Raw genomic sequence first — 22281 nt, forward strand, 5'->3', positions numbered from 1 at the left:
TATATGCTCCATATTTGTTATGCAAGGGCGAATTTTTCAGGCTTCCCCTTTCTGATCAGACGATATAGTCCGCCAGCGCAGGTTCTTGTTTACAGAGGCGACGCCAGTCAACGATCGGCATACGCACCTGCATCCCCACGCTGCCGTCATCCTCCATCCACTCTTTTTCTATCGCCTGAAGCTGATAAAACCGGCTGCGCAGCCTGCCTTCCTGTGGCGGCAGTCGCAGCGTGTGCTGAGCTACCTCACCGGAAAGACGTTCTGTCAAAGCCTGGAAAAGCAGTGGCACACCAATCCCGGCCTGAGCAGACAGCCAGACCCGAATCGGTTTGTTCTCTTCGTCTCGGTCGATACGCGGTTCGAAATCGTCCAGCATATCGATCTTGTTCATCACCAACAGGGTGGGAATTTCGTGGGCGTCGATCTCTTCGAGCACCACGTTCACCGCGTCGATGTTCTCCTGCACGCGTACGTCCGCCGCATCAATGACGTGCAGCAGCAGGGTCGCCTGACGCGTCTCCTGCAACGTCGCTTTAAACGCCGCGACCAGATCGTGCGGCAGATGGCGGATAAACCCTACGGTATCCGCCAGCACCGTTTCACCCACGTCTGCGACGTCAATACGGCGCAGGGTTGGGTCCAGGGTCGCAAACAGCTGGTCTGCGGCATACACCTGGGCCTCGGTTATCTGGTTAAACAGGGTGGATTTACCGGCGTTGGTATAACCCACCAGCGACACCGTTGGGATATCGGCTTTCGTTCGCGCCCGACGCCCCTGTTCGCGCTGTTTCTCTACACGTTCCAGACGTGAAAGGATCTGGGTTATACGCCCACGCAGCAAACGGCGGTCGGTTTCGAGCTGGGTTTCACCCGGGCCGCGCAAACCAATCCCGCCTTTTTGTCTTTCAAGGTGTGTCCAGCCACGCACCAGACGCGTCGCCAGATGGCGCAACTGCGCCAGCTCAACCTGCAACTTACCCTCGTGGGTACGCGCACGCTGAGCAAAAATATCTAAGATCAACCCCGTGCGATCGATTACACGGCATTCGCAGAGAGCTTCCAGGTTACGTTCCTGAGCCGGAGACAGCGCATGATCAAACAGCACAACGGATGCGCCGGTTGCTTTTACGGCATCCGCAATTTCAACTGCTTTACCTTCACCAACAAAGTACTTCGGGTGCGGCGCTTTACGGCTACCGGTAATCACCTGCATTGCTTCGACACCGGCGGAAGAGACCAGAGATTCAAACTCCTGGAGGTCTTCCATATCTTTGTCTTGCGAAAAATAGATGTGTACCAGCACCGCCTGCTCACCGGCGTCATAACGGTCAAACAAGCGTAAACCTCTCTAAAAAGATCAGCGGGGAACGCAGGATCCCTGGCTCCCCGTGTGGATAACAGCCCAAAACCTTATTCGGTTTCTTCGCTGTCCTGCGCTGGTGTTGAAGAACCCTGCGCGTTGCTGCCGTGATGGTAGTTACTGCCAGTGCCGCCGCCAGCGTTATTGCTGTGATGAGATACCGGACGGGACGGAACAACAGTAGAAATCGCGTGCTTATAGACCATCTGGCTGACCGTGTTTTTCAACAGGATCACGAACTGATCGAAAGACTCAATCTGACCTTGCAGCTTAATACCATTCACCAAATAAATAGAAACTGGAACACGCTCCCGACGCAATGCGTTCAGGAACGGATCTTGTAAAGATTGCCCCTTAGCCATTCTATCTTTTCCTTATATGCTTGTTTTGTACTTAGAACCTTGCGATTCTGAAAAATTGCGCACGATACGGCTTAATTGTACACATTCAGTCAGCGATATCACCAATAACCTCAATCACTTCGTTTAACGCCTGTTGTGGTTTTTCACTGTCTAACCAGTGAACACCCTCCCAACCGCGTAACCAGGTGATCTGGCGCTTCGCTAACTGTCTCGTGGCGCAAACACCTCGATAAACCATTTCATCGTATGAAATCTCACCTTCAAGATACGACCACATCTGGCGGTATCCCACACAACGAATGGAAGGCATGTCCGTATGCAAATCTCCACGGGCAAAAAGCGCCCGCACTTCTGCTTCAAAATCTGAAGCCAACATCTGATGAAAACGCTGCTCAATTCGTTGATGGAGCAGTTCACGGCTCGCCGGGGCGATGGCGAACTGATGCACCTGATACGGCAGAGCGTCTCCTGACGTTTGCGTCAGTTCCGTTAAAGTTTTACCCGAAATGAAAAAAACTTCCAGTGCCCGGGAAAGCCTTTGCGGATCGTTTGGGTGGATCCGCGCTGCGGCAACCGGGTCAATCTCTTCCAGTTGCCTGTGCAAAGCGTCCCACCCCTGCTCTGCCGCCTGCCGCTCAATCTTCGCTCTCACTTCCGGATCGGCCGATGGCAGAGGCGATAACCCCTCCAGCAGCGCCTTAAAGTAGAGCATCGTGCCGCCAACTAACAGCGGTATGCGTCCCGCGGCGGTAATCTCGGCCATCTCGGCTAAGGCGTCGCGGCGAAAATCTGCCGCGGAGTAAGCCTGTGCCGGGTCGAGAATATCCAGTAAACGGTGCGGTGCCGCACGCAGTTCGTCTGCGTTGGGCTTCGCCGTGCCGATGTCCATCCCTCGGTAGATGAGGGCTGAATCAACGCTAATCAACTCTACTGGCAAAACTTTACGTAACTCAATGGCTAACGCCGTTTTACCGGAGGCCGTTGGCCCCATTAAAAAAATCGCCTTTGGCAGGCTCGCCTTACTTACATCAGTCATGTTTCAGGGCGGTCATCGCCGTTTGTAAATCAACAGGTTGTAACAAACCACCTGGAGGCGCTTTCACCAGCTGTGGACAGAGGCGCTCCACCTCCGCCAGAACGGTAATCGCCTGCGCCATACTCCACGGTGCATGCTCGCTGGCCAGATGGCGGGCGATCCACTGCGCGGTATCGGCGGCATCAAACGTCGTTTGCTGCGCCAGGTAGCCTATCAGTTCAGGAATCAAGTTTTGTAAATTTTGTTGGCGTAAGGGTAAAGGCACTGCGCGAATTGTCACATGCTGCGCGTCCAGTACGATTTCAATCCCCATTTCGGCCAGTTGCGTCTGCACGCGCCGCAAAACCCCTGTTTCTTCAGGGGATATTTTCAGGCGAACGGGGATCAACAGCGGCTGCGCGCAGGCGGCATTCACCCCCGGGGTTAACTGCGCCTGTTTGAGCCAGCGCTCCGCCACGGAAAGCGCCAGCAACAGCAGTTTACCTTCGCGTTCAAGCAACGCCATGTCGGGAGCAATAATGGTCAATACCCGACCAAAACTCTGGCTATGCCCATCCAGAGAGGGGGTTGAAACCGTGATGTGCTCTTTATGCTCCACCGCCGGCGTATCCAGCAGTTTGCGGTACAGCGCCCCCTGCTGTTTGTGGTAGCCCGGCTGAGCGTTGGGATAGTTGGCACCGGTTGGTCGCGGCGCGTTGCCCGCCGGGGATAAACGTGGAGCAGCCGGCTCGCGCGCGACCGCCGGTTCGGCAAAATGGTTACGCCCGGCCGCCACGCGGTTTTCCGGCAGTGGGCGCGGCGCGGGCTCTTCTTTTGCCAGCGGCAACTCTGGCTCTGCCTGCTGCTGCAATACAGCGGCAACGCCCTGGTAGATGAAATCATGCACCAGGCGCGACTGGTGGAAACGCACCTCGTGCTTGGCGGGGTGCACGTTAACGTCAACCTGGTGCGGGTCGATCTCCAGATAAAGCACAAAGGCGGGCTGTTGATCGGCGCCGAGCTTATCTTCGCAGGCCTGTCGAATAGCGTGGTTAATCAGGCGGTCGCGCATCATGCGGCCGTTGACGTAGCAATACTGAATTTCTGCGAACGCGGCGCTGCTGGCGTTCGGATCGGCAACCCAGCCGCGCAGGGCCAGATCGCCATGCTGCCACTCAATGGACAGCGCTTTTTCCAGAAACGGTGTGCCGCAGATGGCGCCCAACCGACGCTCCTTTTGTCCACCCTCCGCCACCGCGCGGTACTGGCGCATCACCTTACCGTTATGGCTGAGGTTGAGGGTGACATCAAAGCGCGCCAGCGCGATGCGGCGGATGATCTCGTCGATATGTCCGAATTCGGTCTTCTCGGTTCGCATAAACTTGCGCCGGGCGGGCGTGTTATAGAAGAGATCCAGCACTTCAAGCGTGGTGCCTACCGGGTGCGCCGCAGGTTTAACCGTGACGTCCATATCACGCCCTTCGGCGTAGGCCTGCCAGGCTTCCTGCTGGTCGGCCGTGCGGGAGGTCAACGTTAAGCGGGAAACGGAGCTGATACTGGCCAGCGCTTCGCCGCGAAAACCCAGGCTGATAATCGCTTCCAGATCGTCAAGTGAGGCAATTTTACTGGTGGCATGACGCGCTAGCGCCAGCGCCAGCTCGTCCTTTTTGATGCCACAGCCGTTATCACGAATGCGGATAAGCTTTGCGCCCCCGCGTTCGATATCAATATCAATGCGGGTCGCCCCTGCATCGAGGCTGTTTTCCACCAGTTCCTTCACCACCGACGCAGGGCGTTCCACCACCTCACCGGCGGCGATTTGGTTCGCGAGCTGCGGCGGTAGAACCTGAATCGGCATGAACTCTCCTTAATTAGTCGCGGTCATCTCACCCGGCAGCGCGGCGCTTGCCGTCTGGGCGGCCCCGCCCTGCGGCGCAGACTGAAGCGGATGCGCGTCAAAGTATTTACGCAGACCGTTATAAATCGCTTCGGCAATTTGCTGCTGATAGCTGTCGCTGCCCAACAGGCGCTCTTCGCCGTTGTTACTGATAAAGCCCGTCTCTACCAGAATCGACGGAATATCCGGCGAACGCAGGACACCGAGGCTTGCATGCTCAGGGCGACGCTTATGCAGCGATCCAATGCTTTGCAGCTGGTTCAGTACGTTAGTGGCGACATCATACCCGACGCGCTGAGAATGACCGAACTGTAAATCCAGCACCGCCTGGCTGAGATACGGATCGGCCTGGCTGTTTGCCAGCACATCGCCTGCCCCGCCTAACAGTTCAGACTGCTTCTCGTGCTCTTCAAGCCAGTTCGCCATTTCACTGTTGGCGCGACGGTTCGACAGCACCCATACCGACGCGCCGGTGGCGTTACGGTTCGGCGCAGCATCCGCGTGAATCGACACCAGGAAGTTGGCGTTTTGCTTACGCGCCACATCCGAGCGTCCCATCACTGAAATAAAGTAATCTCCGTCGCGGGTCATGACCCCTTTAAACATCGGATCGTCATTCAGAAGCGCACGCAGCTTACGGGCAATGGCGATAGTGACGTTTTTCTCCCGCGTGCCGCCCGGGCCAATCGCGCCAGGATCTTGCCCGCCGTGTCCGGCGTCGATGGCGATAATCACTTTGTCGCCACTGACCGGCGTACGCCGCGCGCTGACCGCCGGACGCGTCACCGTGTTGCTGCTGGTCACGGCGGTAAGTCGGTCATTTTGTGATTTAAACGGATTACGGGCTGGCTCAGACGGCCTTGGGGTATAAACCGGCGCCTCCACGCGTTTTGCTACAACAGGTGCAGGCGGTGGCGGCGGCGGAACATCAGCATTAATGGTAAAGACCACCGTATAATTGGCGCCGTTTTGCTGCTTAACCGCCTTCGTCTTGCCCTTTTCGGTGAGATCGACCACCAGACGCAGAGACTGTGCATCCTTCGGCGTCCCCGAACGGATGCTTTTCACCAGATTGTTGCCGCTGAACTGGAGCGGCAGCCCCTGGATCACCCCGGTCTGTTTAATATCGAGCGCCACGCTGCGGCTGTCGATTTGTGAGAAAGCATATTCAGGATCGCCCATAAAGCTGAACGTAATACGGGCCTGGCTATCGCCATTCGACACCTGAATATCCGAGAGGCTGGCCGCCCCGGCCTGCGCGCACAGCAGGACCGTGGCAGCCAGCACCCAACCTTTAACGCGATTAATCATCCCGTTATCCCTACGCTCAACCGGCTAAACGCGCCAGTAAGGAACAGCCTGATGAGGAAACCGCACTGATGCGCGCCTCACGCCCTTGTGCCTGGTAATCTAAGTGAATTTCGACATCCGGGTCAGGCAGCACACCCGCACCTTGTTGCGGCCACTCCACCAGGCAGATGGCGTCGTTGGCAAAGTAATCGCGGATCCCCATAAATTCCAGCTCCTCAGGATCCGCAAGACGATATAAATCAAAGTGGTACACCATGATATTTTCAAGCGTGTACGGTTCTACCAGCGTATAGGTCGGGCTTTTTACGTTCCCGTTATGGCCTAACGCCTGCAAAAAGCCACGGCTGAAGGTTGTTTTACCCGCGCCTAAATCACCATACAGATAAATGACGGTCGCCCCCTGACAGGCCTGCGCCACGCGCTTGCCGAGATCTAAAGTGGCTTGTTCATCAGGTAAAGGAATCGCTCGATTAGTCATTTTCTACGTCAATCACATCCGGGTTAACAACACGCCGCAGCGTGCAAAAAAGATCGGTGGCCAGCATTCCGCGCGTTCCGTAACGAGCAGCCAGCCTGTCAGCCGCCGTACCGTGGGCCACGCAGCCGGCACAGGCTGCATCATAAAGGGGAAGTTTCTGTCCGAGCAATGCGCCAATGATGCCAGAGAGCACATCGCCCATGCCGCCGCTCGCCATGCCTGCATTACCGGCATCAACGATGCCCATCGCACCATCGCTGGCGATAACGGTCCCCGCCCCTTTCAAAACGGCAACACCTCCGTAACGTTTTACCAGACGTTGGGCTGAAAGTAAGCGATCGCTTTCAATTTCTGCCACGCTACAGTTAAGCAGCCGTGCGGCTTCGCCGGGGTGCGGCGTCAGAATGCGATTGTGACGCTTATCCGGGTTTATTGCCAGAAGGTTAAGCGCGTCGGCATCCCAGAGCATCGGTTTACGAAAATTCTCGGCCTTTTGCAGGGCCTGTTTACCCCACTCCTGCTGACCCAGGCCCGGACCAATGACCACCACGTCCGCCCACTCAAGACCCTCTTCAATCGCCTGCGGGGTAAGCTCGTGGACCATCAGCTCCGGCCGCGCGGTAATAATGGGCGGGATGTTTTCGCTGCGGGTCAGCACGCGTATTAATCCGGCGCCGCTGCGCAACGCGGCCTCTCCGGTCATACGAATCGCACCTGCCGTGCCGCGATCGCCGCCGATAATCAGCAGTCGGCCATGGTCGCCCTTATGGGACGTGGGACGGCGCGGCGGCAGCCACTGTGCAAGCAGGGAGGCATCAAAGCGGGTGATGTGGGTATCCTGTCCGGCCAGCCAGTTTTCCAGCCCCAGGGCGTTGTGGTGTAACGTGCCCACGACATCCCGCGCTTTACCGGTCAGTAAACCCGGCTTCAGGGCGATAAAGGTCACGGTGCGCGCCGCCTCAATCGACACGCCCGGCGTCACGCCGGTTTGCGCCATCAGGCCGGAGGGAATATCCAGCGCTACCACCGGGGCGGGGTGCGCATTAGCGCGCGTAATCAGCGCGGCGACGTCATCGCGAGGCGCGCGCATCAGTCCCGTCCCCAGCAGACCATCAACAATCACGTCGACATCCTCGGGCCAGACGATATCAGGCGCATGAATAATGCCCCCCGCATTCAGCCAGGCCTCTCTCGCCATGCCCGCTTCTTCCGGTAACGGCTTGTCGCTCTCCAGCGCCAGCAGGGTGACGCGCAGCCCCGCCGCCACCGCAAGACGAGCCACCACATAACCATCGCCACCGTTATTGCCGTGTCCGCACAGGATCAGATAGTGCGAAGCCTCCGGATAAGCCGTACGCGCCACGTTAAACGCCGCCTCGCCCGCGCGCTGCATCAGTTCGTAAAGGGTAATGCCCAGGCTATCTGCGGCCTCTTTCTCGGCCCGACGGAGGTCATCCGCATGCCAGATGGAATGTGGTATACTTGCGGGGTTTTTCTTCACAGTATGGTCCGTCATGTCACAGCCCCTCGATCTCAATGAATTAGCGCAAAAAATAAAACAGTGGGGTGCTGAACTGGGCTTCCAGAAGGTCGGTATTACTGACACCGACCTCTCTGCCAGCGAGCCTAAGCTCCAGGCATGGCTGGATAAACAATACCACGGCGAGATGGAGTGGATGGCGCGTCACGGTATGATGCGTGCCCGCCCCCACGTGCTGTTGCCGGGTACGCTGCGCGTTATTAGCGTACGCATGAACTATCTGCCTGCTAACGCGGCCTTTGCGCGCACGCTAAAAAATCCTTCGCTGGGTTACGTCAGCCGATACGCTCTGGGACGTGACTACCATAAACTTCTGCGCAACCGTCTAAAAAAGCTCGGGGAAACCATTCAGCAGCACTGTGTTTCGCTGAATTTTAGACCCTTTGTCGATTCTGCGCCTATTCTTGAGCGCCCGATCGCCGAAAAAGCCGGGCTCGGCTGGACAGGTAAGCACTCACTTATCTTAAGCCGCGACGCGGGCTCATTCTTTTTCCTGGGTGAACTGCTGATTGATTTACCCCTGCCGGTAGACGGTCCGGTGGAAGAAGGCTGTGGTCGCTGTGTGGCCTGTATGACCATCTGCCCAACGGGTGCTATTGTCGAACCGTATACCGTTGATGCGCGCCGCTGTATCTCTTATCTCACTATCGAGCTGGAAGGCGCCATTCCAGAGGAATTTCGTCCGCTTATCGGCAACCGCATCTACGGCTGTGATGACTGTCAGCTGATTTGTCCGTGGAACCGTTATTCACAGTTGACGGACGAAGAAGACTTCAGTCCGCGCAAGGCGTTACATGCCCCGCAGTTGATCGAACTGTTCGCCTGGAGCGAAGCCTGGTTCCTGAAGGTGACGGAAGGTTCCGCCATACGTCGTATCGGCCACCTGCGCTGGCTGCGTAATGTGGCCGTTGCGCTGGGGAATGCCCCGTGGGATGAGGCAAATCTTCAGGCGCTCGAAAGCCGCAGAGGTGAGCACCCACTTCTTGATGAGCACATAGAATGGGCGATTGCGCAGCAAATTGAGAAGCGAAATGCCGGCGTGGTTGAAGTGCAGTTACCGAAGAAACAGCGCCTGGTCAGGGTGATTGAAAAAGGGCTGCCGCGGGATGTGTGATATATTCACAGGCTGTGAATAAAAATAAGAATTCAGGCGCCATCAGCTCTGGCAAACAGGTCAAGTGATCTCAATAACATTTTGAAATCAAATTTTCTTCATAAATTACAGGGAATTACGAAGATATTATTCACCCTGCTAACATTTCGTACAGACTGGTTTTAACACGGTTTCTGTGGATAACTCTGTTCACAAGAGTATTTCAGACATAATAGAAAACGTCCCCAACGAAGCACTTCGCTGTGGATAATCTGGAGATGAAGAAGAATTTGGAGCGGGAAACGAGACTCGAACTCGCGACCCCGACCTTGGCAAGGTCGTGCTCTACCAACTGAGCTATTCCCGCTTGGGTGTTCTGGTGCTATGCGTATCTTGCGATACTTTCAAATTTTGGAGCGGGAAACGAGACTCGAACTCGCGACCCCGACCTTGGCAAGGTCGTGCTCTACCAACTGAGCTATTCCCGCTTGGGTGTTCTGGTGCTGGCGTATCTTGCGATACTTTTCAAATTTTGGAGCGGGAAACGAGACTCGAACTCGCGACCCCGACCTTGGCAAGGTCGTGCTCTACCAACTGAGCTATTCCCGCAAATCTGTACTGCTTTTGTTGCTGTCGTAACGTGTAATTCTCTGTCGTTACGGGAGGCGCATTATACGAGAAATCCGTTTAGCTGCAACCCCCCTCAAAGCGATTTTTTTGAAATTCAGTTCAAGTGCTTATTTAATCGGCAAGCTGAACAATTTAGCGACAAAAACCCGGCCACGCAAGGCGCCGGATCGCAAAATCAGAGCTTAATAAAGTTTTCGCGATAGTACGCCAGCTCCGCAACAGACTCACGGATGTCGTCCATCGCCTGGTGCGTCCCCTGCTTTGTAAAGCCGTCGAGAATTTCCGGTTTCCAGCGGCGGGCCAGCTCTTTCAGGGTGCTCACATCCAGATAGCGGTAGTGGAAGTAGGACTCCAGCTCCGGCATGTACTTAAACAGGAAACGACGATCCTGACCGATGCTGTTGCCACAGATAGGCGATTTTCCTGCCGGCACCCACTGCTTCAGAAATTCAAGCGTCGCCAGCTCCGCTTCGCGGTCGCCCAGGGTGCTGGCCTTCACGCGTTCCACCAGCCCGCTGCCGGTATGGGTACGCACGTTCCACTCATCCATCAGCGCAAGCTGGTCATCGGACTGGTGCACGGCAATCGTTGGGCCTTCCGCCAGAATATTGAGATTGGCATCGGTGACCAGTGTGGCGATCTCAATAATGCGATCGCGCTCGGGATCCAGGCCGGTCATCTCCAGATCGATCCAAATCAGGTTGTTTTCGTCCGCGCTCATGTTATTTTCCACCCTTCTCGCATAACCGGCAGTAGCAGGTTAACTAGTATTAATTAGAGTGTATCATAGAGGTTTTGCCCGCTACGGGCGACCAGGAGCCAGCGCGATTGAGTAAAAATAAACTCTCCAAAGGGCAGCAGCGCCGCGTGAATGCAAATCACCAGCGCCGTCTTAAAACCACTACGGAGAAGCCCGATTACGACGACAACCTGTTTGGCGAAGCGACAGAAGGCGTTGTGATTAGCCGCTTCGGCATGCACGCCGATGTCGAATCCGCCGACGGGGATATCCACCGTTGCAATATCCGTCGCACCATCCGTTCCCTGGTGACCGGTGACCGCGTGGTCTGGCGTCCAGGCAAAGAGGCGGCGGAAGGGGTAACGGTTAAAGGTATCGTTGAAGCCGTGCATGAACGCACGTCGGTTTTGACCCGTCCAGATTTCTACGACGGCGTGAAGCCCATTGCCGCCAACATCAACCAGATAGTGATCGTTTCAGCGATTTTGCCTGAGCTTTCGCTCAATATTATTGACCGTTATCTGGTGGCCTGCGAAACGCTACAGGTTGAGCCGCTCATCGTGCTGAATAAAATCGATCTGCTGGATGACGAGGCCATGGCCTTTGTAAATGAGCAGATGGATATTTACCGCAACATTGGCTATCGCGTGTTGATGGTTTCCAGCCGCACCAAAGATGGCCTGAAGCCGTTAGAAGATGCGCTGACCGACCGCATCAGCATCTTTGCGGGGCAGTCCGGCGTAGGTAAATCGAGCCTACTTAACAACCTGCTCGGCCTTCAGCAGGAGATCCTGACCAACGATGTGTCTGACGTCTCGGGCCTGGGCCAGCACACCACCACTGCCTCACGTCTCTATCACTTCCCGCACGGTGGCGATGTGATTGACTCCCCGGGCGTGCGTGAATTTGGTCTCTGGCACCTCGAGCCGGAACAAATCTTTAACGGATTTGTCGAATTCCATGACTATTTAGGCGCTTGCAAATACCGCGACTGTAAACATGACAACGATCCGGGCTGCGCTATCCGCGAAGCGGTAGAGAACGGAGAAATTGCGGAAACCCGTTTCGAAAATTACCACCGTATTCTCGAAAGCATGGACCAGGTAAAAACGCGTAAAAACTTTTCTGATTCTGATAACTGACAACTAAGCTAAGCGTCGCTAAAATCGTCCCCTTTTTTCAGGTTCCGGCAGCGTAATGCCGGATCAGGAACGACAAAACAATGGCCTGGAGGCTACCTTGTTAAACTCATTTAAACTTTCGCTTCAATACATTCTGCCGAAACTGTGGCTCACTCGCCTGGCGGGCTGGGGCGCGAGCAAACGAGCGGGCTGGCTGACCAAACTGGTCATCGACCTGTTCGTGAAATACTACAAGGTCGACATGAAAGAAGCGCAGAAGCCGGATACGGCAAGCTACCGCACCTTCAACGAATTTTTTGTGCGTCCGCTGCGCGACGAAGTGCGCCCGCTGAATACCGACCCGAACGTGCTGGTGATGCCAGCGGACGGCGTGATCAGCCAGCTGGGTAAAATTGAAGACGACAAAATTTTGCAGGCGAAAGGCCATAACTACAGCCTGGAAGCGCTGCTGGCCGGTAACTACATAATGGCCGATCTGTTCCGGAACGGGACTTTCGCGACCACCTATCTCTCCCCACGCGACTACCACCGCGTGCATATGCCGTGTAATGGTATTCTGCGCGAGATGATCTACGTGCCGGGGGATCTGTTCTCCGTAAACCACCTGACGGCGCAAAACGTTCCTAACCTGTTTGCCCGTAACGAGCGCGTCATCTGCCTGTTTGATACTGAATTTGGCCCAATGGCGCAGATTCTGGTGGGTGCTACCATTGTAGGCAGCATCGAAACCGTCTGGGCGGGCACCATTACGCCGCCGCGCGAAGGCGTGATCAAGCGCTGGACCTGGCCTGCCGGCGAAGAAGAAGGTTCTGTGGCCCTGCTGAAAGGTCAGGAAATGGGCCGCTTCAAGCTGGGCTCAACGGTCATCAACCTGTTCGCACCGGGCAAAGTTAACCTGGTCGACGAGCTGGAAAGCCTGTCCGTGACCAAACTCGGCCAGCCTCTGGCAGTATCGACGGAGGTCTTTGTGACGCCAGAGGTTGCGCCTGCCCCGTTGCCGGAAGAAGAGATCAAAGCCGAGCACGACGCCAGCCCGCTGGTTGACGACAAAAAAGACGAAGGCTAACAACAGAAGGATCGCTGACGTGCCCCCGATTATCGTATTACTGATGGCCTGGTGCCTCAGCATGGGGGCGTACGCAGCGACGGCCCCCGACGCCAAACAGATAACCCAGGAGCTGGAGCAGGCAAAAGCGGCGAAACCCGCTCAGCCGGAGACCGTTGAGTCACTCCAGTCTGCACTGAACGCGCTTGAGGAACGAAAGGGTTCCCTTGAGCGCGCGCAGCAGTATCAGCAGGTTATCGACAACTTCCCCAAACTCTCTCAGACCCTGCGCTCGCAGCTAAACAACCTGCGCGATGAACCACGCCAGGTCCCCGCGGGGATGACGTCCGAGGCGCTGAATCAGGAGATCCTGCAAGTCAGCAGCCAGCTGCTGGAAAAAAGCCGTCTGGCGCAGCAGGAGCAGGAACGGGCGCGTGAAATTGCCGATTCCCTCAGCCAGCTTCCACAGCAGCAAACCGATGCCCGCCGTCAGTTAAATGAGGTGGAACGTCGCATCGGGACGCAGACAGGCAGCACACCGCAGAATCAGGCGCAAAATCTTGGGTTACAGGCGGAATCCGCCAGACTAAAAGCGCTGGTTGATGAACTGGAGCTGGCGCAGCTTTCCGCTAACAACCGCCAGGAGCTGTCGCGGATGCGTTCCGAGCTGGCGCAGAAGCAGAGCCAGCAGCTGGATGCATATCTCCAGGCGCTGAGAAATCAACTCAACAGCCAGCGTCAGCGTGAAGCTGAACGTGCGCTGGAAAGCACCGAGTTACTGGCCGAAAACAGTGCTAACCTGCCCGACAGCATCGTCGCCCAGTTTAAGGTTAACCGCGAGCTTTCTGCCGCGCTGAATCAGCAGGCGCAGCGCATGGATTTGGTGGCCTCGCAGCAGCGTCAGGCCACCAATCAAACCCTCCAGGTTCGTCAGGCGCTCAACACGCTGCGTGAACAGTCCCAGTGGCTTGGCTCGTCTAACCTGTTGGGCGAAGCGTTACGCGCGCAGGTGGCTCGTCTGCCAGAGATGCCAAAACCGCAGCAGCTTGATACGGAGATGGCGCAGTTGCGCGTTCAGCGTCTTCATTATGAGGATCTCCTCAACAAGCAGCCGCAAATCCGCCAGATCCGTCAGGCTGACGGACAGCCGCTCACCGGCGAGCAAAGTCGTATTCTGGAAGCGCAGCTGCGCACCCAACGCGAACTGCTCAATTCCCTGTTGCAGGGAGGCGATACGCTGATCCTTGAGCTGACTAAGCTGAAAGTCTCGAATAGCCAGCTGGAGGATGCGCTGAAAGAGGTCAACGAAGCCACGCACCGTTACCTTTTCTGGACGTCCGACGTGCGGCCGATGACCTTCGCCTGGCCGATTGAGATTGTGCAGGATCTGCGCCGCCTCATTTCATTGGACACCTTCAGCCAGCTGGGCCTCGCCAGCGTAATGATGATAACCAGCAAGGAGACCATCTTCCCGCTGCTGGGGGCGCTGATTCTGGTGGGCTTCAGTATTTATTCCCGTCGTCACTTTACCCGTTTCCTTGAGCGCTCCAGCGCCCGAGTGGGAAAAGTAACCCAGGATCACTTCTGGCTGACGTTGCGTACGGTGTTCTGGTCAATTCTGGTCGCGTCTCCGCTGCCGGTGCTGTGGATGACGCTCGGATACGGCCTGCGTGAAGCCTGGCCCTACCCGCTTGCCGTCGCGATTGGCGATGGCGTGACCGCCACCGTTCCGCTGCTGTGGGTGGTGATGATTTGCGCCACGTTTGCGCGGCCAAATGGTCTGTTCATCGCTCACTTTGGCTGGCCGCGTAATCGCGTTGCGCGGGCGATGCGTTACTACCTGATGAGTATCGGGCTGATTGTGCCGCTGATTATGGCGTTGATCATGTTCGATAATCTCAATGACCGGGAGTTCTCCGGCTCGCTGGGACGGCTGTGCTTTATGCTGATCTGCGGGGCGTTAGCGGTAGTGACGCTCAGCCTGAAACGCGCCGGGATCCCGCTCTATCTCGACAAGACCGGCAGTGGCGATAACATGTTTAACCGTCTGCTGTGGAACCTGCTGCTCAGCGCGCCGCTGGCGGCGATGCTGGCGGCAGCGGTCGGTTATCTCGCCACGTCGCAGGCGCTGCTCGCCCGACTGGAAACGTCGGTGGCTATCTGGTTCCTGCTGCTGGTGGTCTACCATGTTATTCGCCGCGGCATGCTGATCCAGCGTCGTCGTCTGGCGTTTGACCGTGCCAAACACCGTCGCGCAGAAATTCTGGCCCAGCGCGCGCGGGGTGAAGAAGAGCCGAACCACGTCAACAGCACCGAAGGGACCACAGACGCCGATGACGTCGAACTGGATCTGGATGCGATCAGTACCCAGTCCCTGCGGCTGGTACGCTCAATTCTGATGCTGGTTGCCCTGCTGTCGGTGATCTTCCTGTGGTCGGAAATCCACTCCGCGTTTGGCTTCCTGGAGAACATCTCTTTATGGGATGTGACGTCCACGGTGCAGGGGGTCGAAAGTCTGGAGCCCATCACCTTAGGGGCCGTGCTGATTGCGATTCTGGTGCTGATCATCACCACGCAGCTGATCCGTAACTTCCCTGCCCTGCTGGAGCTGGCGCTGTTGCAGCATCTGGATTTAACCCCCGGCACGGGCTATGCGATCACCACCATCACCAAGTATTTAATCATGCTGTTTGGTGGGCTGGTTGGCTTCTCGATGATTGGTATCGAATGGTCAAAACTGCAATGGCTGGTTGCCGCCCTGACCGTAGGCCTGGGCTTTGGTTTACAGGAGATTTTTGCCAACTTCGTTTCTGGTCTGATCATTCTGTTTGAAAAGCCGATTCGAATTGGCGATACGGTGACCATCCGCGATCTCACCGGCAGCGTCACCAGGATCAACACCCGCGCCACCACCATCAGCGACTGGGACCGTAAAGAGATCATCGTCCCGAACAAGGCGTTTATCACCGAGCAGTTTATCAACTGGTCGCTGTCCGACTCCGTCACGCGTGTGGTGCTGACCGTACCCGCTCCGTCGGATGCCAACAGCGAAGAGGTGACGCAGATCCTCTATACGGCTGCTGAACGCTGTTCGCTGGTAATCGACAACCCGCCGCCGGAAGTGTTCCTGGTTGATTTGCAGCAGGGGATCCAGATTTTCGAGCTGCGTATCTACGCCGCCGAGATGGGACACCGTATGCCGCTGCGCCATGAGATCCACCAGTTGATTCTGGCTGGCTTCCGCGAGCACGGAATTGATATGCCGTTCCCACCGTTCCAGATGCGTCTGGAAACGCTGGACGGACGTAAGACGGGAAGAACGTTGACGTCAGCGGCGCGTACGCGCCCGGCGGGAAGTTTGTAATCCTTTCCCCCTCCCCGTCGGGAGGGGGTCAATCCTTTACGCCACTTCTGCTACACAGGCCGTCGAGCGACGACGGTAATGCTCATAAATCCCCATTGCCAGCAGCGAGAAGAAGATCGGTCCGCCAACCATCCACAGCGTGCTGTTCCAGTCATTTGCCTCAACCACGGGCTGAATGACGGTAAAGATGTTGGCGAACGCGACGACCAGCACCACAACAGTGGTCGCCAGCAGCGTCGCCGCGCGGGTTTTGAAGATCACAAACGGCCGCTCCAGATCCCGCTTCGCCTTAAAGAACGGGAACGCCAGGGTCAGGAACAGATACGGAAGCGTCATCGATACGTTCGCCATCAGGGTCAGCTTGTTATAGAACGCCGACGCGGTATCACCGCCGAAGGACACCAGCAGAATGAACACGCACACCAGCAGGCACTGCATCCACATCGCGTTGGCAGGCATACCGGCAGCGTTCAGCTGCGTCATACGTGCGGGCCACAGCGCCTTTGGCGTCCCCTGAATAATCGCTTTCAGCGGCGAGTAGATCAGCGTGAAGAATGCGCCAGTATAGGCGAGGAACATCGACAAGCCAGTAATCCGCGCAAACCAGATCCCCAGGGTGGCCGACGTTTCCGGCGCGAGATCCATGGCGTTGCCCAGCGTCACCCCCAGGCTTTTCATCAGCACGTAGGTAATATTGCCGAGGTTGGTGGTGTTATTACTTAACATCTGCTGCCAGTTAGTGCTGACGCCCCAGAGGAAAATCGCCAGTGAGTAGCCAATGGAAATGACGATGGCGGCAAAGATAATACCTTTGGCGAAGTTCTTTTCCGGATTTTCGGTTTTGTCGACCAGCCCGCCCACGGCTTCAATTCCACCGTAAGCAAAGATGGCAAACACCACAAAGGAGAGCATGGCCAGCCCGGACTGGTAACCCGGATTAGGCGATGAAACGAAGTTGACTTCCTGTGCGAAATGCCCGCCGTTCAGGCACAGAATAGCGATGCTGACCAGCAGCAGCACCAGGTTCAGGCACATCACGGAAATACCGCCAACGGCAGTGATACGGGCAATTTTGTTGATGCCTTTCGAGGCCACCAGGGTGACCACCACCATCCAGCACACTGCCAGAATACCGACCACCTGCGTGGAGCTCAGCCCCGCCAGAGACCAGACCTGCGTTTTATCCGCACCGAAGAGAAACGTTGAGAACGGCACCCAAACCTTGGCCGCCGTGCTGACCATCCAGACGACGTAGGATGAAAACCACATGAACGTACCGATAAACGCGTAACGCGGACCGACGCTGTTGTTCATCCACGAATAGATGCCGCCCTCTTCTTTCCTGTACGCCGAGCCCATCTCCGCCATCATCAGCGCAAACGGGATAAAGAAGAACAGAGCGGAAACGATATAAAACGGCGTCGCGCTGTAGCCCATCAGATAAAACGCGGACGGGCTATTGGCAAAGCCAAAGACTGACGTAAAAATCATCAGAATGAGCCCGGTAAGGGTCATTTTTTTGAGTGAGTGAGACATATAACCATCCGAAACGGAATTAAACTGCGCGGATGGTAGCAGATGACCAGACAAACAATGTGGCTATCCGAGTCAAATTAAGAAAAAGACCCGTATAGAGAGAAATGAGCAGTTTTTAATGTGGCAGAGTTAAATGACCGAGTAGGCCGGGTAAGCGCAGCGCCACCCGGCATTTTTTCAGGCGCGATCGACCGTAAAGGCAATCACATCGCCCAGGTGCTCGGCACCCAGCGCCAGCATGACCAGGCGATCCACACCCAGCGCCACGCCGGAGCAGTCCGGCAGACCGGCTTTAAGCGCTTCCAGCAGATGAGTATCAATCGGCTGCTGCGGCAGACCGCGCGCGTTGCGCTTGCGGTTATCCTGCTCGAAACGCTGCTGCTGTTCGCGCGCGTCGGTCAGCTCGTGGAAACCGTTCGCCAGCTCGATGCCTTTGAAATACACCTCAAAACGCTCCGCCACGCGGTGATCTTCGGTGCTGATCTGCGCCAGTGAGGCCTGGCTGGCCGGGAAGTGATAGACAAACGTCGGACGATCTTTGCCAATCTGCGGTTCAACACCAAAGGTGAACAGCAGTTGCAGCAGCGTGTCGCGATCCTCTTCGGTATCCGCCACGTTGCTCAGATCCAGTTTTGCCGCCACTTCACGCAGCTGTGTTTTATCAGCCGACAGCGGATCGATTTCCAGATGGCGCTGGAAGGCCTGCTGATAGGAGAGCGTTTCAGCTTCCGCGCAATCCAGCACCTGTTGCAGCAGATCGTCGACTTCGTTCATCAGACGATACATGTCGTAGTGCGGGCGGTACCACTCCAGCATGGTGAATTCCGGATTATGGTGTCGGCCCATCTCTTCATTACGGAAGCTACGGCACAGCTGATAGACCGGACCACACCCGGCCGCCAGCAGACGCTTCATATGGTATTCCGGGCTGGTCATCAGATACAGATTCATGCCCTGAGAGTGGCCTGGGCCAACAAAACGGGTTTCAAACGGGACCAGATGAATATCCGTGACCGTCGCCTGACTCATGCACGGCGTTTCCACCTCCAGGACGCCGCGATCGGCAAAGAAACGGCGGATCTCCGCCATAATTGCTGCGCGCTTTAGCAGGTTTGGAATGGATGCGCTCGGCTGCCAGGTGGCCGTTTCGCTCATGAGTTATTTCTCCGTTTTCAGACAAGGGCACGAAGTCTACTCGTAAGCCGGGGCAGAGACAAATTTTGCACAGTAAAAGTCCTTTTTCATTGCACAGAGAAATACTGTGACGCCATTCATTAATCACGATGATAAATCACCGCACAGAACAGCAAAAAAATCGAACACGTCAAATTTCCCTCACTTCTACGCGGTTATACTGTTTTACCCATAAAGGAGCAGTGGAATCGCTTCCGCAATCGCCCGTTCGGGCAGGTGAACGTCCTTTAGTTCATCTCGTTGCGGGAAAACAAAAATCTGGAGGAATGTCGTGCAAACTTTTCAAGCCGATCTTGCCGTAATAGGCGCTGGCGGGGCTGGATTACGCGCTGCAATTGCTGCGGCACAAGCCAATCCGAACGCTAAAATCGCATTGATTTCAAAAGTCTATCCGATGCGCAGCCACACGGTAGCCGCAGAAGGAGGATCCGCCGCCGTCGCGCAGGATCATGACAGCTTCGAATACCATTTCCACGACACGGTTGCAGGGGGCGACTGGCTTTGCGAACAGGATGTCGTTGATTACTTCGTGCACCATTGCCCAACGGAAATGACCCAGCTGGAACAGTGGGGATGCCCGTGGAGCCGCCGTCCGGACGGGAGCGTCAACGTCCGCCGCTTCGGTGGCATGAAGATCGAACGCACCTGGTTTGCCGCCGATAAGACCGGCTTCCACATGCTGCACACCCTGTTCCAGACCTCCCTCCAGTTCCCACAAATCCAGCGCTTTGACGAACATTTCGTTCTCGACATTCTGGTCGACGACGGTCATGCGCGCGGACTGGTGGCGATGAACATGATGGAAGGCACGCTTGTCCAGATCCGCGCGAATGCGGTGGTGATGGCAACGGGCGGTGCGGGTCGCGTATACCGCTACAACACCAACGGCGGCATCGTCACCGGTGACGGTATGGGCATGGCGCTCAGCCACGGCGTCCCGCTGCGTGATATGGAGTTCGTCCAGTATCACCCAACCGGCCTGCCGGGCTCCGGCATACTGATGACGGAAGGCTGCCGCGGTGAAGGCGGTATTCTGGTCAACAAAAACGGCTATCGCTATTTGCAGGATTACGGCATGGGTCCGGAAACCCCGCTTGGCGAGCCGAAAAACAAATACATGGAACTCGGCCCACGCGACAAAGTTTCTCAGGCTTTCTGGCACGAGTGGCGCAAAGGCAACACCATCTCAACGCCGCGCGGCGACGTGGTGCATCTCGACCTGCGTCATCTCGGCGAGAAGAAACTGCTGGAGCGTCTGCCGTTTATCTGCGAGCTGGCGAAAGCCTATGTGGGCGTCGATCCGGTGAAAGAGCCGATCCCGGTGCGTCCAACCGCGCACTACACCATGGGCGGTATCGAAACCGACCAGCAGTGCGAAACCCGCATCAAAGGGCTGTTTGCGGTGGGCGAGTGTTCCTCCGTCGGTCTGCACGGCGCAAACCGTCTGGGCTCGAACTCGCTGGCTGAGCTGGTGGTCTTTGGTCGCATGGCGGGCGAACGTGCGATGGAGCGTGCCGCAACGGCAGGTGAAGCTAACAGCGCGGCGCTGGATGCGCAGGTTGCAGATGTCGAAAAACGCCTGAAAGACCTGGTGAACCAGGAAGGTAACGAAAACTGGTCGAAGATCCGCGACGAAATGGGGCTGTCGATGGAAGAAGGCTGCGGGATCTACCGTACGCCAGAGCTGATGCAGAAAACCGTCGACAAGCTGGCCGAGTTGCAGGAGCGCTTCAAACGCGTGCGCATCACCGACACCTCCAGCGTCTTCAATACCGATCTGCTTTATACCATTGAACTGGGCCACGGCCTGAACGTCGCAGAATGTATGGCCCATTCCGCCCTGGCGCGTAAAGAGTCCCGCGGCGCGCACCAGCGCCTGGATGAGGGCTGCACCGAACGTGACGACGTCAATTTCCTTAAACACACTCTCGCCTGGCGCGATGCGGATGGCACTACGCGACTGGACTACAGCGACGTGAAAATCACCACGCTGCCACCGGCGAAACGCGTGTACGGTGCAGAAGCAGAAGCCGCCGATAAGAAGGAGAAGGCGAATGGCTGAGATGCAAAAACTGAAAATTGAAGTGGTGCGCTACAATCCGGAAGTGGACGCCGCGCCGCACAGCGCTTTCTATGAAGTCCCTTACGACGAGCAAACCTCCCTGCTGGATGCGCTCGGCTATATCAAAGATAACCTGGCCCCAGACCTGAGCTACCGCTGGTCCTGCCGCATGGCAATTTGCGGCTCCTGCGGCATGATGGTCAACAAGGTGCCAAAGCTGGCGTGTAAAACCTTCCTGCGTGATTACACCAAAGGTATCAAGGTTGAAGCGCTGGGCAACTTCCCGATTGAGCGCGATCTGGTGGTCGACATGACCCACTTTATCGAAAGCCTCGAAGCGATTAAGCCGTACATCATCGGCAACCCGCGCACGCCGGATCAGGGGCCAAACACCCAGACGCCCGCGCAGATGGCGAAATACCATCAGTTCTCCGGCTGCATCAACTGCGGCCTGTGCTATGCCGCCTGTCCGCAGTTTGGCCTGAACCCTGAGTTCATCGGCCCGGCCGCCATTACCCTGGCGCACCGCTATAACGAAGACAGCCGGGACCACGGTAAAAAAGAACGTATGGCGCAGCTTAACAGCCAGAACGGCGTCTGGAGCTGCACATTCGTGGGCTACTGCTCCGAAGTGTGTCCGAAGCACGTCGACCCGGCCGCCGCTATTCAGCAGGGGAAAGTGGAAAGCTCGAAAGACTTTCTTATCGCTACCCTGAAACCACGCTAAGGAGTGCATGATGACGACTAAACGCAAAGCCTACGTGCGGCCAATGCCGTCCACCTGGTGGAAAAAACTGCCGTTTTATCGCTTCTATATGCTGCGTGAAGGCACGGCTGTTCCCGCGGTCTGGTTCAGCCTCGAACTGCTGTACGGGGTTTATGCCCTCAAGCACGGCCCGGAAGCCTGGGCCAGTTTTGTGGGCTTCCTGCAAAACCCAATCATCGTTGTGCTGAACCTGATTGTGCTCGCCGCCGCGCTGCTTCATACCAAAACCTGGTTTGAACTGGCGCCAAAAGCAGCGAACATCATTGTAAAAGGCGAAAAAATGGGGCCAGAGCCGGTCATTAAAGGGCTCTGGGCAGTGACGGCAGTTGTCTCTGTGGTCATTCTGTTTGTCGCACTGTTCTGGTAAGGAGACTACTGTGATCAATCCAAATCCAAAACGTTCAGACGAGCCGGTCTTCTGGGGGCTGTTTGGCGCAGGCGGCATGTGGAGCGCCATTATTGCCCCGGTCATTATCCTGCTGGTCGGGATCATGCTGCCGCTGGGGCTGTTCCCGGGCGATGCGCTGAGCTATGAGCGCGTACTGGCCTTTGCGAGCAGCTTTATTGGCCGCGTGTTCATCTTCCTGATGATCGTCCTGCCGCTGTGGTGTGGTCTGCACCGTATCCACCATGCGATGCACGATCTGAAAATCCATGTGCCAAGCGGTAAATGGGTCTTCTACGGTCTGGCGACCATTCTGACGGTCGTCACGTTGATTGCCGTGGTCACCATCTGACTGAACAGGC

At 56.5% G+C, this 22281-nt stretch carries 18 protein-coding genes and 3 tRNA genes; 8 read left to right on the plus strand and 13 right to left on the minus strand.

Going from position 1 to position 22281, the window contains the following annotated elements; all coding sequences use genetic code 11:
- Positions 1-55: 55 nt before the first annotated feature.
- The 7 genes from hflX to nnr all read right to left on the minus strand — a co-directional run bounded on the left by hflX (position 56) and on the right by nnr (position 7939).
- The gene (hflX, locus tag ACOTWU_RS17430) at positions 56-1336 is read right to left on the minus strand and encodes a ribosome rescue GTPase HflX (protein WP_003855991.1); all 1281 of its coding nucleotides are present in this window, start codon (positions 1334-1336) and stop codon (positions 56-58) included.
- A gap of 74 nt (positions 1337-1410) precedes the next feature.
- Entirely contained in the window at positions 1411-1722 is a 312-nt protein-coding gene (gene hfq / locus ACOTWU_RS17435) for an RNA chaperone Hfq (RefSeq protein WP_003855990.1), read from the minus strand.
- Between the two features lie 85 nt (positions 1723-1807).
- Positions 1808-2758, minus strand: a complete 951-nt coding sequence (gene miaA, locus ACOTWU_RS17440) for a tRNA (adenosine(37)-N6)-dimethylallyltransferase MiaA (protein WP_017383956.1) — start codon at positions 2756-2758, stop codon at positions 1808-1810.
- A complete protein-coding gene (gene mutL, locus ACOTWU_RS17445; RefSeq protein ID WP_040117113.1) occupies positions 2751-4595 on the minus strand; it encodes a DNA mismatch repair endonuclease MutL in 1845 nt (614 codons plus the stop codon). The genes miaA and mutL overlap by 8 nt, the downstream gene beginning before the upstream one ends.
- A 9-nt stretch (positions 4596-4604) precedes the next feature.
- Positions 4605-5945, minus strand: coding sequence for an N-acetylmuramoyl-L-alanine amidase AmiB (gene amiB / locus ACOTWU_RS17450; RefSeq protein WP_126498745.1), 1341 nt, complete (start codon positions 5943-5945; stop codon positions 4605-4607).
- A 16-nt stretch (positions 5946-5961) separates the two neighbouring features.
- Positions 5962-6423 carry a tRNA (adenosine(37)-N6)-threonylcarbamoyltransferase complex ATPase subunit type 1 TsaE gene (gene tsaE, locus ACOTWU_RS17455; protein ID WP_003855970.1) on the minus strand — a complete coding sequence of 154 codons (462 nt, stop codon included), beginning with the start codon at positions 6421-6423 and terminating at the stop codon, positions 5962-5964.
- The gene (nnr, locus tag ACOTWU_RS17460) at positions 6416-7939 is read right to left on the minus strand and encodes a bifunctional ADP-dependent NAD(P)H-hydrate dehydratase/NAD(P)H-hydrate epimerase (protein WP_040117111.1); all 1524 of its coding nucleotides are present in this window, start codon (positions 7937-7939) and stop codon (positions 6416-6418) included. The genes tsaE and nnr overlap by 8 nt, the downstream gene beginning before the upstream one ends.
- Between nnr and queG the strand changes: the two genes are divergently transcribed.
- Positions 7938-9077 (plus strand): tRNA epoxyqueuosine(34) reductase QueG, encoded by a 1140-nt coding sequence (gene queG, locus ACOTWU_RS17465; RefSeq protein ID WP_126498746.1) that lies wholly within the window; start codon positions 7938-7940, stop codon positions 9075-9077. The genes nnr and queG overlap by 2 nt on opposite strands.
- Before the next feature lie 270 nt (positions 9078-9347).
- Here the strand turns inward: queG and ACOTWU_RS17470 are convergent.
- The 4 genes from ACOTWU_RS17470 to orn form a co-directional block, all read right to left on the minus strand.
- Positions 9348-9423: transfer RNA gene (locus ACOTWU_RS17470), tRNA-Gly, on the minus strand.
- Between the two features lie 45 nt (positions 9424-9468).
- A tRNA-Gly gene (locus tag ACOTWU_RS17475) sits at positions 9469-9544 on the minus strand.
- Positions 9545-9589: 45 nt separating this feature from the next.
- Positions 9590-9665: transfer RNA gene (locus ACOTWU_RS17480), tRNA-Gly, on the minus strand.
- A gap of 196 nt (positions 9666-9861) precedes the next feature.
- A complete protein-coding gene (orn, locus tag ACOTWU_RS17485) occupies positions 9862-10407 on the minus strand; it encodes an oligoribonuclease (protein ID WP_003855965.1) in 546 nt (181 codons plus the stop codon).
- Between the two features lie 107 nt (positions 10408-10514).
- Between orn and rsgA the strand changes: the two genes are divergently transcribed.
- The 3 genes from rsgA to mscM all read left to right on the plus strand — a co-directional run bounded on the left by rsgA (position 10515) and on the right by mscM (position 15976).
- Positions 10515-11567: a small ribosomal subunit biogenesis GTPase RsgA gene (rsgA, locus tag ACOTWU_RS17490; protein WP_003855964.1), complete on the plus strand. Its 1053-nt coding sequence runs from the start codon at positions 10515-10517 to the stop codon at positions 11565-11567.
- A 97-nt stretch (positions 11568-11664) separates the two neighbouring features.
- Positions 11665-12633 (plus strand): archaetidylserine decarboxylase, encoded by a 969-nt coding sequence (gene asd / locus ACOTWU_RS17495; protein WP_026080660.1) that lies wholly within the window; start codon positions 11665-11667, stop codon positions 12631-12633.
- A 19-nt stretch (positions 12634-12652) separates the two neighbouring features.
- A complete protein-coding gene (gene mscM / locus ACOTWU_RS17500) occupies positions 12653-15976 on the plus strand; it encodes a miniconductance mechanosensitive channel MscM (RefSeq protein WP_421625789.1) in 3324 nt (1107 codons plus the stop codon).
- Positions 15977-16012: 36 nt separating this feature from the next.
- On the opposite strand, the gene yjeM is transcribed toward mscM, so the two are convergent.
- Positions 16013-17512 (minus strand): glutamate/gamma-aminobutyrate family transporter YjeM, encoded by a 1500-nt coding sequence (gene yjeM, locus ACOTWU_RS17505; RefSeq protein ID WP_015572460.1) that lies wholly within the window; start codon positions 17510-17512, stop codon positions 16013-16015.
- Positions 17513-17689: 177 nt separating this feature from the next.
- Positions 17690-18667: an elongation factor P--(R)-beta-lysine ligase gene (gene epmA, locus ACOTWU_RS17510; RefSeq protein WP_045328873.1), complete on the minus strand. Its 978-nt coding sequence runs from the start codon at positions 18665-18667 to the stop codon at positions 17690-17692.
- A gap of 310 nt (positions 18668-18977) precedes the next feature.
- On the opposite strand from epmA, the gene frdA reads away from it, so the two are divergent.
- From frdA to frdD, 4 genes are read left to right on the plus strand one after another with little or no spacing between them, the layout of a single operon-like run.
- Positions 18978-20768 carry a fumarate reductase (quinol) flavoprotein subunit gene (gene frdA, locus ACOTWU_RS17515; RefSeq protein ID WP_006810402.1) on the plus strand — a complete coding sequence of 597 codons (1791 nt, stop codon included), beginning with the start codon at positions 18978-18980 and terminating at the stop codon, positions 20766-20768.
- Complete coding sequence (frdB, locus tag ACOTWU_RS17520) at positions 20761-21495, plus strand: fumarate reductase iron-sulfur protein (protein WP_032620819.1); 735 nt, start codon at positions 20761-20763, stop codon at positions 21493-21495. Before frdA ends, frdB begins: the two co-directional genes overlap by 8 nt.
- Positions 21496-21505: 10 nt before the next feature.
- The gene (gene frdC / locus ACOTWU_RS17525; RefSeq protein ID WP_017383964.1) at positions 21506-21901 is read left to right on the plus strand and encodes a fumarate reductase subunit FrdC; all 396 of its coding nucleotides are present in this window, start codon (positions 21506-21508) and stop codon (positions 21899-21901) included.
- A gap of 10 nt (positions 21902-21911) precedes the next feature.
- Complete coding sequence (frdD, locus tag ACOTWU_RS17530) at positions 21912-22271, plus strand: fumarate reductase subunit FrdD (RefSeq protein WP_000609653.1); 360 nt, start codon at positions 21912-21914, stop codon at positions 22269-22271.
- The last annotated feature ends 10 nt before the right edge of the window (positions 22272-22281 follow it).

The organism is Enterobacter cloacae complex sp. GYL001 (assembly GCF_049237125.1).
GTDB lineage: Bacteria > Pseudomonadota > Gammaproteobacteria > Enterobacterales > Enterobacteriaceae > Enterobacter > Enterobacter hormaechei_C.

Coding starts and splice junctions, on each gene's coding strand:
- hfq (WP_003855990.1), bottom strand. CDS start 1,722: ATGGCTAAGGGGCAATCTTTACAAGATCCGTTCCTGAACGCATTGCGT.
- miaA (WP_017383956.1), bottom strand. CDS start 2,758: ATGACTGATGTAAGTAAGGCGAGCCTGCCAAAGGCGATTTTTTTAATG.
- mutL (WP_040117113.1), bottom strand. CDS start 4,595: ATGCCGATTCAGGTTCTACCGCCGCAGCTCGCGAACCAAATCGCCGCC.
- amiB (WP_126498745.1), bottom strand. CDS start 5,945: ATGATTAATCGCGTTAAAGGTTGGGTGCTGGCTGCCACGGTCCTGCTG.
- tsaE (WP_003855970.1), bottom strand. CDS start 6,423: ATGACTAATCGAGCGATTCCTTTACCTGATGAACAAGCCACTTTAGAT.
- queG (WP_126498746.1), top strand. CDS start 7,938: ATGTCACAGCCCCTCGATCTCAATGAATTAGCGCAAAAAATAAAACAG.
- nnr (WP_040117111.1), bottom strand. CDS start 7,939: ATGACGGACCATACTGTGAAGAAAAACCCCGCAAGTATACCACATTCC.
- orn (WP_003855965.1), bottom strand. CDS start 10,407: ATGAGCGCGGACGAAAACAACCTGATTTGGATCGATCTGGAGATGACC.
- yjeM (WP_015572460.1), bottom strand. CDS start 17,512: ATGTCTCACTCACTCAAAAAAATGACCCTTACCGGGCTCATTCTGATG.
- epmA (WP_045328873.1), bottom strand. CDS start 18,667: ATGAGCGAAACGGCCACCTGGCAGCCGAGCGCATCCATTCCAAACCTG.
- frdB (WP_032620819.1), top strand. CDS start 20,761: ATGGCTGAGATGCAAAAACTGAAAATTGAAGTGGTGCGCTACAATCCG.
- frdC (WP_017383964.1), top strand. CDS start 21,506: ATGACGACTAAACGCAAAGCCTACGTGCGGCCAATGCCGTCCACCTGG.